We start from the raw sequence: 13,286 nt of genomic DNA on the forward strand, positions 1-13,286 counted from the left end.
GGTCAGGCCTCGACGCGGTCCAGCCAGTCGCGGCTCGCGCCGACCGTGAGCAGCAGCTGGGTCGCGCGGGTCAGCACGACGTACAGCGTGCGCCACCCCGCCTCCGCCTCGGCCACGACCTCGTCCGGCTCCACGACCAGCACGGCATCGAACTCGAGGCCCTTGGTGTCGAGCCCGTCGAGCACGCGCAGGCGGTCGAGGTCGTGCAGCTCCTCGGCCAGCTCCGCGGTCGCCTCGTCGCGCCGGTCGGCCGGGACGACGACCGCGATCGTGCCCTCGACGCGCCCCGCGAGGTCGTGGACCCCGCCGCGGACCGACGCCCACAGGCGGTCGCGCTCGACGACCTCGTGGCGCGGCTCCTCCCCCGTCCGCCGCACGGCGTCCGGGGTGTCCGCGCCGGGGATCGCGACCCGCGCGACGTCCGCCGCGAGGTCGTAGATCTCGGCCGAGTTGCGGTAGTTGGTCGACAGCCGGAAGTAGTGCTCGTCCTTGCCGTCGAGCGCGGCGGCGCGCGCCTCGGCCGCCTCGTCCGGGTACGGCCAGGAGGACTGCGCCGGGTCACCGACGATGGTCCAGCTGGCGTACTTGCCGCGACGTCCCAGCATGCGCCACTGCATCGGTGACAGGTCCTGCGCCTCGTCGACGAGCACGTGCGCGTACGAGTCGTCCTCGATGGACTGCGTCGCCCGCTGGCGTCGTACGGCGGCGTCCTCGCGCTCGAACGACATGAGCTGCTTGACGTCGTACGGGTCGTCGTCGGCGTCTTCCGGCGGCACCTCGCCCAGCAGGTAGCGCAGCTCGTCGATCAACGGCACGTCCTCGATCGACGGGGTGCCGTCGGCCCCGCGCCACGAGGTGGCGAGCAGGTCGATCTCGGCGCGCTTGAGCACGCCCTCGGCGTTGCGGCGCAGCGTCTCGGCGTCGCCGAGCGACTCCCAGACCTCGACCGCGTCGAGCGGCGGCCACCACGCGGCGGCGAAGTCGAGGAACGCGTCGTCGGTGGTGAGCACCTTGTCGAACTCGTCGCGCTCCTTCTCCAGCGCCCGCTCGCCCTGGACCTGCGCCCACAGCGCGTCGAGCAGGACCTGCTGGACCTTGCCGTACGCACGGTTGCGCTGCTGGCCCGAGAGGAGCTGGCGCCGCAGCCGGTCGAGCGCGGCGGCGTCGAGGCGCAGCACGTCGTCGCGGTAGAAGTAGCGGAACGACGTCGGCTCGCCGGGCTGCGCGCTGCGGGCGGCACGGGCCAGCACCTGGAGCATCCGGGCGGACCCCTTCACGGCCGCCACCGCCGGCGGGTCGTGGCGCGTGCCGGAGACGCCGTCGACGACCTCGCCCAGCGAGCGCAGGGTCACCGAGGTCTCGCCGAGGCTGGGGAGCACGCGCTCGATGTAGTTCATGAAGACGCCGGACGGACCGACGACGAGGACGCCGCCGGACTCGAAGCGGCGACGGTCGACGTACAGCAGGTACGCGGCGCGGTGCAGCGCGACGACCGTCTTGCCGGTGCCGGGGCCGCCGCCGATCGTCGTGGCGCCGCGGCTGGGAGCCCGGATCGCCTCGTCCTGCTCCTTCTGGATGGTCGCGACGACGGAGTGCATCGAGGCGTCGCGGGCCCGGCTGAGGCTCGCCAGCAGCGCACCCTCACCGACGACGACCATGTCGGCGGGAGCGTTGTCGCCGTCGAGCAGCTCGTCCTCGACACCGACGACGGTCGAGCCACGGCTTCGGAGGACGCGGCGGCGGACGACTCCCGCGGGGTCCTGCGCCGTCGCCTGGTAGAAGACCGAGGCAGCGGGGGCGCGCCAGTCGATGAGGAGCACCTCGCGCTCGGCGTCGCGCACCCCGATCCGGCCGATGTAGCGCCGGTCGCCGTCGGTCAGGTCGAGCCGGCCGAACACCAGGCCCTCGTGCGCCGCGTTGAGCGCCGCGATCCGCTTGGACGCCTGGTAGACCATGGCGTCGCGCTCGACGAGCCCGCCCTCGTGGCCGACGTGGCCGCGCGCGTAGCCCTCGCGCGCGAGGGCCTGCGCCGCCTTGGTCGACTCCTCGAGACGCCCGTAGACGACGTCGACGTACGCCTGCTCGTCAGCGATCTCTCGCTGCTCGGCCGACGGCGGGTTGGCTTGGTCCGACACGGAGCTCCTCGAAACGACACACGGGACAGAACACACAATTCTATCCGGGCCCCTCCGCATTCCCACGGGCATCTCGGCGAGGACCGCCTCACCGTGGCGCAGCCCACCTCGGCACGGGTTCTGCGAGGCTGGACCCATGGTCGAGCTGCTGACCGACACCGCCGTCCTCGCGACCCTGCGGCCCCGCGACGCGGTGCGGTGGATGAAGGAGGCTGCCGTGGCGGCGCACCGCGGCGACCTGCAGGCGCCCGCCCGGGTAGCCGCCGACATCGGCGCCGGCGCGCTGGTCGTCACCGCCGGCCACCTCGACGGCTCCTGGTACGGCTACCGCGCGTACGACACGTTCGGACTGGTGGCCGCGGAGCAGGTGGTCGTGGTCCACGACGCGGAGGCCGGGCGGGTCCACGCGGTCGCGATCGGCGCGGAGCTCGGCCCGCGGCGCACCGGCGCGATCGGCGGCGCCGCCGCGGACGTCCTCGCCAACCCCGACGCCTCCCGGCTCGCGCTGATCGGCGCCGGGACGCAGGCGTGGACACAGCTGTGGGCGATCGACGCCGTCCGCGACCTCGCCGAGGTCCGGGTGTTCGCGCGCGACCAGGGACACCGTGCCGGGTTCGCCCGGCGCGCCCGCGAGCAGCTCGGCCTCGACTGCGTCGCCGTGACGTCGGCGCGCGAGGCGGTCGACGGCGCCGACCTCGTGGTGTGCGCGACGCCGAGCCGCTCCCCGGTGATCGCCTACGACTGGCTCAGCCCAGGTGCGTACGTCGCCACCCTCGGACCCAAGCAGACGGGGCGGCACGAGATCGGGTCGGACGTGCTGGAGTCCGCGGACGTCGTCGTGACCGACTCGCGCGCGCAGGCGCTCGGGTACGACCCGCCGAGCACGGTCGTCGGGACGCGCGTCGAGGACCACCTCCACGAGCTGGGGGCGGTCCTCGACGGCGCCGCGGCAGGGCGGACCTCGCACGACCAGGTGTGCCTCTTCTACTCGGTCGGGCTCGCCGGCACCGAGCCGTACCTGCTGGCGAAGCTTACCGGGCTCGACTGAGCCGAACGCCGGTCAGGACGCCGACGGGATCCAGGTGTCCGGTCCGAACACCTCGTAGTGGATCCGGTCCGCCGACACGTCCCGAGCGACCAGCGCGTCGCGGACGCCGAGCATGAACGGCAAGGGGCCGCACAGGTACGCGGTCGCGCCGGCCGGCACCTCCACGGTCTCGAGGTCCACCCGGCCGGCACGGACCCGGTCCTGCGCCGGGCGCGTCCCGAGGTCCTCGTACCAGGTGTGCAGCGTGGCGCCGGGGATACGCTCCACGAGCGCGGTCAGCTCCGCGCGGTGCGCGTGCCGTGCCGGGGTGCGGTCGGCGTGGATGACCTCGACGCGGCGCTCGACGCGCTCGGTGGCCAGGTGGTCGAGCATCCCGAGGATCGGCGTCACGCCGATGCCGGCCGAGACCAGGACCAGCGGGTCGCTCGACTCGTCGAGGGTCAGGTCGCCGAACGGCAGCGACACCCGCACACGGTCGCCCTCGAACACGTTGTCGTACAGGTGGTTGGACACCTCGCCCGCCGGCTGCGGGGTGCCGTCGGGGGCGAGCGCCGGGATGCGTCGTACGCCGATCCGCCACGCTCCGGCACTGGGGGCGGTGGACAGGCTGTACTGCCGGATCTGGTGCGCGCCGTCGGGCAGCTCCACCTGGACCGACACGTACTGGCCGGGGAGGAAGCCCGGGAGGGCGGAACCGTCGTTGGCCGCGAGCGTGAAGGCGACCGTATCGGTGGAGACGAGCTGTCGGTCGGCGACCACCAGCTCGCGCCACACGTCCCCGCTCTCGACGCCGGCCGCCTCGTACAGGTCGCGCTCCGCGGCGATCAGCGCGTGGGCCATGTGCCAGTAGACCTCGTCCCACGCGGCGGCGACCTCGGGCGTGACGGCCTCCCCGAGAACCTCCACGATCGCGGCGAACAGGTGCTCGTGGACGATCCCGTACTGCTCGGGGAGGATGCCGAGCGAGGCGTGCTTGTTCGCGATCCGCGACATCAGGACCGACGGCGGCGGGGCGTCGGGGTCGACGAGGACGGTCGCGTAGGCGGCGATCGCGCCGGCCAGCGCCCGCTGCTGGTCGCCCTGCGCCTGGTTGCCGCGGTTGAAGACGTCGCGCAGCAGCTCGGGGTGGGCGGCGAACATCCGTCGGTAGAAGATCGGGGTGATCTCACCGATGGCCCCGCCGACGACGGGCAGGGTGGCGCGGACGACCTCGGTGGAGGCGGCGGACAGCATGGGTGCTCCCTTCCTGGGGGACGACGACTGGTCGGACGGCACGGCGGATGTGCCGTGGCGTGCCGGTGGCGGCGCGGTCATGGCGCCGCCAACGTGAGGAGGACGGATCCCGTCGGGTGGCCGGCGATCTCGGCCACCGTGTGTCCGTCGAGGGTGGTGAAGAACGCTTCGCGCGCCTGCTTGAGCAGGCCGCGGAGCCGGCAGGCGTCGCGCAGCGGGCAGGGCACGCCGCCCTCGCAGTCGACGACCTCGCCCTCGCCCTCGAGCTGGCGCGCGAGCCATCCGACGGAGGCGGCGCGGCCCTCGTCGCTGAGCGCGAGCCCACCCGTGCGCCCACGGCGCGTCTCGACCACGCCGAGCGCGGCGAGCCGGGCGACGACCTTGGCGGAGTGGGTGGCGGAGACGGCCATCTGGTCGGCGACGTCCTGCGTGCGCATCGTCTCGCCGGCGGGAAGGACCGCCAGGCGCATCACGATCCGGAGTCCCAGATCGGTGAACTGCGCGAGCTGCATGGCTCGACGCTACTTAAATCGGAATCTGCGATGCAAGATATCGACGGCGTCGGGAACGTCACACCGACGCGCGGCTGACCGAAACCGGACACCGGTTTAACTTTCCTGACATCCCGTCGTCTCAATTCATGCCCTGGGGACTTTTAGCGTCGCCGCGTGGAGCCGAACCTGCGCTCCTCGCGGTCAGCGTCTGCCCTTCCAGACGCCGAACTGGAGTCACCCTTGAGAAGCAGCATCCTGGGCCGCCGCCTCACGCACGGCCTGGTGGCCACGGGTCTCGCCTTGAGCGCCGTCGTCGCCGTCCCCCTCCCCGCCCAGGCCGAGGACGGACCGCTGCGGTCCGGCGACGGCTGGTCGGTCACCGACCTCGGCGGCGCGTACGAGGTCACCGTCGAGCTCGACGAACCGCTCCCCATCAAGTCGGACGCGCCGACCATCGAGGCCGACGGTCACAGCATCGGGCTGGCGGCGGAGTCCGCCGATGGCAGCACCCTCACCGCCATCACTTCCGACAGGTCCGTGCTGAGCGCGACGACGCTGGAGCCTGGCTGGTCGAGCGTCGAGAGCGCCGACCTGGAGGACACGGCAGACAGCCGCCAGGCCGTCGCCGCCGCGCCGGACGCCACCGACGAGCAGACCGAGATCGCGGACGACCCGGCGGCGCTCGGCACGTACGCGTGGGACGAGGACATCTACGACTTCGGCGACCAGTCCATCGACCTGGTCTCGATCGGCGGCATCCGCGGCGAGGTGCGCGGCAAGGTCTACCTGCCCCGTACGGGCGGGTCCCGACCGGTCGTGATCTTCATGCACGGCCGCCACACCTCCTGCTCGCAGGGCACCGCCAACCCGCTCCGCTGGCCGTGCGGTCCGAACCAGGTCCGCATCCCGAGCTACCAGGGGTACGACGACGCGGCCCGCGTCCTCGCCAGCCACGGCTACGCGGTGGTGTCGATCTCGGCCAACGCGATCAACGCCAACGACAACCAGCTGTCGATCGACTACGGCCAGCTCACCCGGGGCCAGCTGACGCTCGACACCCTGTCGCTGCTCAAGGAGGCGAACGAGGGCAAGCAGATCTCCCTGCACGACGACGCGCTCGACCGTGACGTCACCCTCGACCAGGCGCTCGCCGAGACCGACGACGCCATGCTCGACACCGCGCACGAGGGCTCGCTCGCCGCGAAGGACCTCGTGGGCCGCTTCGACTTCTCCTCCATCGGTCTGATGGGCCACTCGCGCGGCGGCGAGGGCGTCGCCTCGGCGGCGGTGCTCAACGCCGCTCTGGACGAGCCGTGGGCGATCAGGTCCGTCCTGCCGCTCGCCCCGGTCGACTTCAACCGGTTCACGATCCCCGACGTCACGATGATGACGCTGCTCCCCTACTGCGACGGCGACGTCTCCAACCAGCAGGGCCAGCACATGTTCGACGACTCGCGCTACGCGTTCGACGACGACGTGCTGCGCTCGGCCGTCTGGGTCATGGGCGCCGACCACAACTTCTTCAACACCGTCTGGACGCCCGGTCGCTACCCGTACTCCGTCTCCGACGACTGGAGCCGCACGACCGATCCGGTCTGCGGCACGGACGCCTCGGTGGCCGGCACGAGCATCCGCCTCTCGGCCGCCGACCAGTACGACGTGGGGACCGCGCTCGTCGCCGGGTTCTTCCGCCTGACGCAGGGCGAGGAGAAGGAGTTCCTGCCGATCTTCGACGGCACCGGTGCCGTGGCCGGCGACCTCGTGGGCAAGGACATCCGCACGACCGCCGTCCAGGCCCCGTCGTCGCGCCAGGACGTCGAGACCTTCACCGAGGCCGGCAACGGCCTGCGTCCGTACGGCACGGCGTCGATCGCGGTCTGCGCGAGCCAGTCGGGCCGCCCGGTCTCGCAGCAGCTCCCGGGCTGCGCGACCACGGCGCTCGCCAGCGCTCAGATCCCGCACTGGGCCGCGATGCGCTGGGGCGAGGACGCGCCGTCGTCGCCGATGGCCAAGCTCTCGTGGACCAGCGCCACGGGCGAGGTCCGCATCACCGTCCCGCGCGCGGCGCGTGACGCCTCGGCGCACCAGCGCCTGTCGCTCAAGGTGGCCGCCGACGAGTCGGTCGCCGCGTCCACCGACCTGACGATCACCCTGGTCGACGGATCCGGCAAGGCCGTGACGAAGAAGGTCTCCGAGCTCAACCCGCTCGCGCTGCAGCGGATGCCGATCAGCACGGGCACCGGTGCCGCCATGCTCGGCAAGATCGTGCTGCAGCAGGTGAACCTGCCGCTGGAGGGCCTGGGCATCGATGTCTCCGACCTGCGCGAGGTCCGCCTCGGCGCCGGCACGGAGACCGCCGGCGCGGTGCTCCTGTCCGACCTCGCCCTCGAGTCGCCCTCGCTCGGCAACCCCGAGTCGAAGACCCGCTCGTCGGTGAACGTCGGCGCCCAGCGCGTCGACGAGGGCAGCGGTCCGGGAACCGTCGACGTCGCGGTCGCGCTCGACCGCCCGTCGGACGAGCCCGTCGTCGCCTACGCCTCGGTGCTCGGCACGGCCAGCGCCACGTCGAAGGTCGGCCGCGCGATGCAGAAGGTGACCTTCGCCCCGGGCGAGGTGTGCAAGGTCGTGTCCGGCCCGACGTACGGCGACGCGGACCCGTCCGCGGCGGCGAACGTCGACTTCCGGGTCAGCGTCACCAACACCGGCAACGGCGTGATGGGCACCGGCGCACTCGACTGGTTGACGGTCCGCGAGGACGACGGCCTCACCGGCTCGGCCACGCCGCTGCCGGCGGTCGGGACGCCGGGTGACGCCTGCGCCGAGCTCGCCGCACGCGGCACCGTGCAGGACCTGACGGTCAGCGACGCGACGCCGGGTCCCGGCGAGACCACGACGCTGAGCGCAGCCGGCTTCCGTGCCGGGGAGTCGGTCGCGATCACGCTCGACGACGCCCGCGTCGCCGACGTGGTGGCCGACGCCACCGGCGCCGTCTCGTACGACCTGGTCGTCCCGGCCGACGCGGCGACCGGTCCGGTGACCGTGACGGCCGAGGGCGCGGGCTCGCTGCGCACCGCGGCCGCAGACCTCACGGTCCTCGCCACCACCGCGACGACGCTGACGATCGATCCGGCTCTGCCGTCGGTCAACCAGCCCGTCACCCTGACTGCGACGGTGTCGGGAGCGACCTCGGGGACGGTGACCTTCACCGACGGCGCCACGACGCTCGGGACGGCGGACGTCGTCGAGGGTGCGGCGACGCTGAAGGTCGCCGGCCTCAAGGCGGGGACGCACGCCCTCGCCGCGTCGTACGCCGCCACCGCGACGACCGACGCGTCGGTCTCCGAGACGACGACGCTGACCCTCGAGAAGGGCAGGTCGACGGTCGCGCTGACGCTGTCGGCGACCCGGAGCACCTTCGGGTCGCGGGTCACCGGCACGGTCGCGGTCGCCGGCGCCGCCACCGGACCGGTGGAGGTCCGCTACGGCAGCACGACCGCGCGTCTGACGGCACGGGCGGGCAAGGCGACGTTCACGCTGCCCGCGACGCTCGTCCCGGGGACGTACCCGGTCCGGGCGACCTTCCTCGGCACCGACGAGGTCGCGCCCAGCGCCACCGCGACGGCGACGCTGCGGATCGCGAAGAAGGCGACCACCACTGCCGTCTCCAGCAAGGGGTCGGTCAAGCGCGGCAAGAAGCTGACGATCAGGGCCTCGGTGCGCGGCGCCGTCGCCGGGACGCAGCCGACCGGCACGGTGAAGGTGTACGTCAAGAAGGGCAGCGGGTCGTACAAGGTCGTCAAGACCGTGCGCCTCACCGTCTCGAAGAAGGGGACCGTCACCGTCACCTACAAGGCGCCCGACGCGAGGAAGCTGCGCGTGAAGGTCGTCTACAGCGGCGACGTGCGCTACGGCGCGAGCACGTCCGCTGTGAGGACGGTGACCGTCAAGCGGTGACCGCCGAGCCGCCTCACCGGTGAGGGGCGGGGACCTGCTCGGGCAGGCCCCGCCCCTCGTCAGGTCACGGTTCGGACAACACCGTTCCAGGGACGTGGACCGCAACGTACGCTGACGCCGCACGCCAACCCCGGCGAGCACGACCCCGCCGAGGTATCCCCCATGCGTCGCTCCCTGTTCCCTGTCCTCGCCCTTGCGCTGGTGCCGTTCGTGGCGACGCCCGCCGCCCACGCCGGCACGGCGACTCCCGCGGTCATCACGCCCGGAAAGACGGCGACCCTCACGTTCACGGTCCCCGATCCCGCACCCGCCGCGGGGTCCGTGGCGCTGTCGGTCCGCAACCAGCAGTCCACCGAGGTCACGCACCGGACGCTCGACCTCACCCTCCCGCTCGTGCCTGGCGACGTCGCCGCGAGCTGGGACGGCCGGAGCACGGCCGGCACCGCGGTTCCCGACGGGAGCTACGTCGCGACGCTCGAGGGTGACGGTGCGGGCATCGACACGGCGACGGTTCGCGTGAACCTGGTCGCCCCGCGCGCGACCTCGGCTCCGACCGTCTCCGCCGGCACGGTCTTCCCGTGGACCGACGGCTACGGTGACGCCGTCACGCTGACCAGCCCCGGCGTGACGAGCGAGGTCACGACGACCTCCGCGCTCCAGGTCCTCAACGGCTCGGGTGCCGTGGTCTGGACGAGCACCGCGCGCAGCGCTCGCTGGACCGGCCGCACCAGCGCGGGCGCGATCCTGCCGAAGGGCACGTACCGCGTGCGGACCCGCTTCGTCGACGCCGACGGGCTCGTCGGCTACAGCCCCACGCGCAACGTCGTCGTGTCCGCGAAGCGGCTGGTGACCCGTACGGTGAGCGAGACCATCTCCCCTCGCGGCTTCCTCTGGGACTCCTACGTCGGCAAGTGCGGCAAGATCGTCAAGCCCGCCCGCAAGGGCAAGGCGTGGAAGCAGTCGATCTCGGTCTCGAGCAACCACAAGTGCACCCGCAAGGGCGCTCGTTCGATCACCGAGGCCTACTTCTCGGCCCGCATGACGGACGTCTACGACTACCGGTCGTTCACGATCACGGCGGTCGGTGCAGGCCACACGAAGGCCCGCAAGAACTTCGCGATCGGCTACGGCCTCACGGCTTCGCTGGACGACATCAGCCGCACGCGTCGCCTGTCGGCGAAGTACGGCACCCGCACCGTGTTCTCCGCCTCGGGCACGAGCCTCCGGCGCTACGTGGACCGCAACGGGTGGATCGCCTGGGGGATCGCGACCGGGGACGGCGGCCGCTACGACGTGAAGGCGCTGAAGGTGCGCACCACCTACCGTGCCCTCGTCGACCCGACCGCCCGTGCCGCACGCCTCGCCCCTTCCGGGCTGCAGGCTCGCGGCTGATCTCGCAATCTGCGCGGCGGCGCGAGCCTCGCTAGCGTGACGCCTTGTCCGCCGACCCCGCGGCGGACCGTCTCCCAGGAGGCCTCATGGTTCGCACGTCCCGCAAAGCGTCCACCCGCCAGGTCGTGACCGTCATCGTCGTCGTCTGGCTCGTCATCGGCGCGCTCGCGGCAGCCCAGCGCGGATACTTCCGCGGCTCGGACGCCAACTGCGCCAAGGTCAGCACGATCGCCGTGACGATCCTCGCCGGTCCGCTCAACTACGTGGGCGCCAACCCGAAGATCGACTGCAACATCGAACCCAGCAAGTGAACGTACGAAGGGCCCGGCACGTCACGCACGTGCCGGGCCCTTCGTCGTCCTGCGGGGGTCAGCGCCGGAGCACCTTGCGAGCGAGGTAGTTCCCTCCGAACTGCACCACCTGCACGATGATCACGATCATGATCACCGCAGTCCAGGTGACGACGGTGTCGAACTGTCGGTAGCCGTACTGCAGGGCGAAGTTGCCGAGCCCGCCGCCACCGATGACGCCGGCGATCGCGGACATGTCGACGACCGCGACGAAGGCGAACGTGTAGCCGAGGATGAGCGGACCGAGCGCCTCGGGGACGAGGACGGTCCGGATGATCCGGAGCCGGCTCGCGCCCATCGACCGCGCGGCCTCGATGACGCCGGGGTCGACGGTGACGAGGTTCTGCTCGACGATGCGCGAGATCCCGAACGCCGCCGCGAACGTCATCGCGAAGATGATCGCCCGGTTGCCGATCCCGATCCCCACCACCAGCCGCGCCAAGGGCTGCAGCGCGGCGATGAGGATGACGAACGGGATCGGGCGGAAGAAGTTCACCAGCACGTTGAGGACGACGCTCGCGACCCTGTTGGGATAGAGGCCCGAGGGGCGCGTCACGTACAGCGCCATGCCGAGCACCATCCCGACGATGCCGCCGAGGACGAGCGCGATGACGACGATGTAGAGCGTCTGCCACGTCGCCTCCCAGAAGAGCGGCCACAGCTCGCCCATCTGGGTGTCGGCGGCGAGCACCGCGCCGGTGGTGGAGTCGAGCGTGGCCGTCATCGCAGCTCCCGCGTCTCGAGCCGTGCTCCGATCGCGTGCAGCGCCGCGTCGACGTCGGCGTCGCTCCCCCGCAGGGAGAGCGTGAGGTTGCCGAAGGTACGACCGCCGACGTCCTCCATCCCGCCGTGGACCAGCTCGAACGTGACGTCGCGGCGGATCAGCTCGGCGAAGACCTCGGCCTGACGGACGGCGGGGTCACGGAACGCGAGCCGGACGAACCGTCCGGGATGTACGGCGCGCAGCCGCGCGAGGGTCTCGGCGTCCGGCACGTCGTCCACGATCGTCGACACGAACCGGCGCGTGACCGGCTGCTGCGGGTCGGAGAAGACGTCGAAGACCGACCCGCGCTCGACGATGCGTCCGTCCTCCATCACGGCCACCTTGTTGGCGATCGACTTCACGACCTCCATCTCGTGGGTGATCACCATGATCGTGAGACCCAGCTCCTCGTTGACGCGGCGCAGCAGCGCGAGCACCTCCTGGGTCGTCTCCGGGTCGAGCGCGCTGGTGGACTCGTCGGCGAGGAGGAGCTTCGGCGAGGTCGCCAGCGCACGGGCGATCCCGACACGCTGCTTCTGACCACCGGAGAGCTGGTCGGTGTAGGTGTGCGCCTTCTCCGCGAGGCCGACGAACTGGAGCAGCTCGGCGATGCGCTCGTGCGCCTCGGCCTTCGGGACGCCGGCGACCTCCAAGGGGTACGCGACGTTGCCGTAGACCGTCCGGGAACGCAGCAGGTTGAACTGCTGGAAGATCATCCCGATCCCCCGGCGGACCTGCTGGAGCCGACGCTCGGGCAGCCCCGTGATCTCCGTGCCGTCCACCGTGATCGACCCGGAGGTCGCTGTCTCCAGCGCGTTCACGAGACGGATCAGGGTGGACTTGCCGGCTCCGGAGTATCCGACGATCCCGTAGATGTCCCCGGCCTCGACGTCGAGGTCGACGCCGTCGATCGCGCGCACGGGACTGCCGTGGCGCGACGCGGCCGGGAACACCTTCGAGACGTCGCGCAGCTCGACGAGAGCCATGCGGGCTACTGCCCCTGGATCTGCGACTCGACGCCCTCGAGGGTCTTCTCGAGGTCGGTGTCGGGGATCTTCACGATCTCCGCGGTGTTCCCCGAGACCTCCTGGACGCCGTCGATGACCGGCTGGCTGTTCTGGTAGATCTCGACCAGCTTGCGGTAGGTCGCGTCGTCCTTGTCCTCGGCGCGGACGGCGAAGATGTTGACGTACGGCTGCGCCTTCGGATCGGTCGCGTCGTCGGTGACGAGGGCGTCGGAGAACTTCAGCCCGGCCTTCTCGACGAAGTCGTTGTTGATCACGGCCGCGGCCACGTCCGGCAGCGAGGTCGGGGTGAGGTCGGCCTTGATCGCCTGGACCTTGACCTTCGAGCCGTCCTCGACGTCGTTCAGCGTGGAGAACGGGCTGCCGCCGTCCTTCAGCGAGATCAGGCCGGAGGACTGGAGCAGCAGCAGGGCGCGCGCCTGGTTGGTGTCGTCGTCGGGCACCACGACCGTGTCACCGGCCTTGATGTCCTCGACCGCGTCGACCTTCTGCGAGTAGAGGCCGAGCGGGTAGATCGCCGTCGACCCGATCGGGTAGAGGTCGTCGTCGTTCTTCACGTTGTAGTCGGCGAGGTAGATGATGTGCTGGAACTGGTTGATGTCGATCTCGCCCTCGCTGACCGAGGGGTTCGGCTGCGCGTAGTCGGAGAAGTCGACGACCTCGACGTCGATGTCCTCCTTGGCGGCCTCGTCCTTGAACGTCTTCCAGTACGGGTCGCTGGCACCGACGACGCCGAGGCGGACCTTCGTCGCGCCGCTCGCGTCGTCGCCTCCGCGGACGGCGAGGACGATGCCGACGACGACGGCCAGGGCCACGACGGCGGCGACGATCCACACCCCCTTGCGCGACTTCGGCGGCGCGACCTGGGGAACCTGCTCGGACATGGGTGTGC

The 13,286-nt window shown here is 71.6% G+C and carries 10 protein-coding genes; 4 read left to right on the top strand and 6 right to left on the bottom strand.

The features are described 5' to 3' along the window. Positions 1–2 precede the first annotated feature (2 nt). A complete protein-coding gene (locus tag ACQSSQ_RS14865) occupies positions 3–2,135 on the bottom strand; it encodes a HelD family protein (protein ID WP_431327858.1) in 2,133 nt (710 codons plus the stop codon). Positions 2,136–2,271: 136 nt separating this feature from the next. Here ACQSSQ_RS14865 and ACQSSQ_RS14870 point away from each other — a divergent pair, with 136 nt between their 5' ends. Beyond that, on the top strand, positions 2,272–3,183 hold the full coding sequence (locus tag ACQSSQ_RS14870; RefSeq protein WP_431327859.1) for an ornithine cyclodeaminase family protein: 912 nt from the start codon (positions 2,272–2,274) through the stop codon (positions 3,181–3,183). Between the two features lie 12 nt (positions 3,184–3,195). Here ACQSSQ_RS14870 and ACQSSQ_RS14875 read toward each other — a convergent pair whose 3' ends face one another. Then, positions 3,196–4,416 carry a globin domain-containing protein gene (locus tag ACQSSQ_RS14875; RefSeq protein ID WP_431327860.1) on the bottom strand — a complete coding sequence of 407 codons (1,221 nt, stop codon included), beginning with the start codon at positions 4,414–4,416 and terminating at the stop codon, positions 3,196–3,198. Positions 4,417–4,493: 77 nt separating this feature from the next. After that, a complete protein-coding gene (locus tag ACQSSQ_RS14880) occupies positions 4,494–4,928 on the bottom strand; it encodes an RrF2 family transcriptional regulator (RefSeq protein ID WP_431327861.1) in 435 nt (144 codons plus the stop codon). Between the two features lie 222 nt (positions 4,929–5,150). On the opposite strand from ACQSSQ_RS14880, the gene ACQSSQ_RS14885 reads away from it, so the two are divergent. The 3 genes from ACQSSQ_RS14885 (at position 5,151) to ACQSSQ_RS14895 (ending at position 10,567) form a co-directional block, all read left to right on the top strand. Beyond that, the gene (locus ACQSSQ_RS14885) at positions 5,151–8,864 is read left to right on the top strand and encodes an Ig-like domain repeat protein (protein ID WP_431327862.1); all 3,714 of its coding nucleotides are present in this window, start codon (positions 5,151–5,153) and stop codon (positions 8,862–8,864) included. Positions 8,865–9,026: 162 nt separating this feature from the next. Further along, positions 9,027–10,256, top strand: coding sequence for a FlgD immunoglobulin-like domain containing protein (locus ACQSSQ_RS14890; protein WP_431327863.1), 1,230 nt, complete (start codon positions 9,027–9,029; stop codon positions 10,254–10,256). A gap of 86 nt (positions 10,257–10,342) precedes the next feature. After that, positions 10,343–10,567 carry a hypothetical protein gene (locus ACQSSQ_RS14895; protein ID WP_431327864.1) on the top strand — a complete coding sequence of 75 codons (225 nt, stop codon included), beginning with the start codon at positions 10,343–10,345 and terminating at the stop codon, positions 10,565–10,567. Positions 10,568–10,625: 58 nt separating this feature from the next. Here the strand turns inward: ACQSSQ_RS14895 and ACQSSQ_RS14900 are convergent, their stop codons facing one another. Genes ACQSSQ_RS14900 through ACQSSQ_RS14910 form a run of 3 tightly spaced genes read right to left on the bottom strand, consistent with a single transcriptional unit; the run spans position 10,626 to position 13,278 of the window. After that, positions 10,626–11,276, bottom strand: coding sequence for a methionine ABC transporter permease (locus ACQSSQ_RS14900; RefSeq protein ID WP_431328007.1), 651 nt, complete (start codon positions 11,274–11,276; stop codon positions 10,626–10,628). Positions 11,277–11,326: 50 nt separating this feature from the next. Then, on the bottom strand, positions 11,327–12,355 hold the full coding sequence (locus tag ACQSSQ_RS14905) for a methionine ABC transporter ATP-binding protein (protein ID WP_431327865.1): 1,029 nt from the start codon (positions 12,353–12,355) through the stop codon (positions 11,327–11,329). Positions 12,356–12,360: 5 nt separating this feature from the next. Beyond that, positions 12,361–13,278, bottom strand: a complete 918-nt coding sequence (locus tag ACQSSQ_RS14910; protein ID WP_431327866.1) for a MetQ/NlpA family ABC transporter substrate-binding protein — start codon at positions 13,276–13,278, stop codon at positions 12,361–12,363. Between the last annotated feature and the right edge of the window lie 8 nt (positions 13,279–13,286).

Origin of the sequence: Mumia spirodelae, assembly GCF_050632745.1 — a bacterium.
In the GTDB taxonomy this organism is placed as follows: Bacteria; Actinomycetota; Actinomycetes; order Propionibacteriales; family Nocardioidaceae; genus Mumia.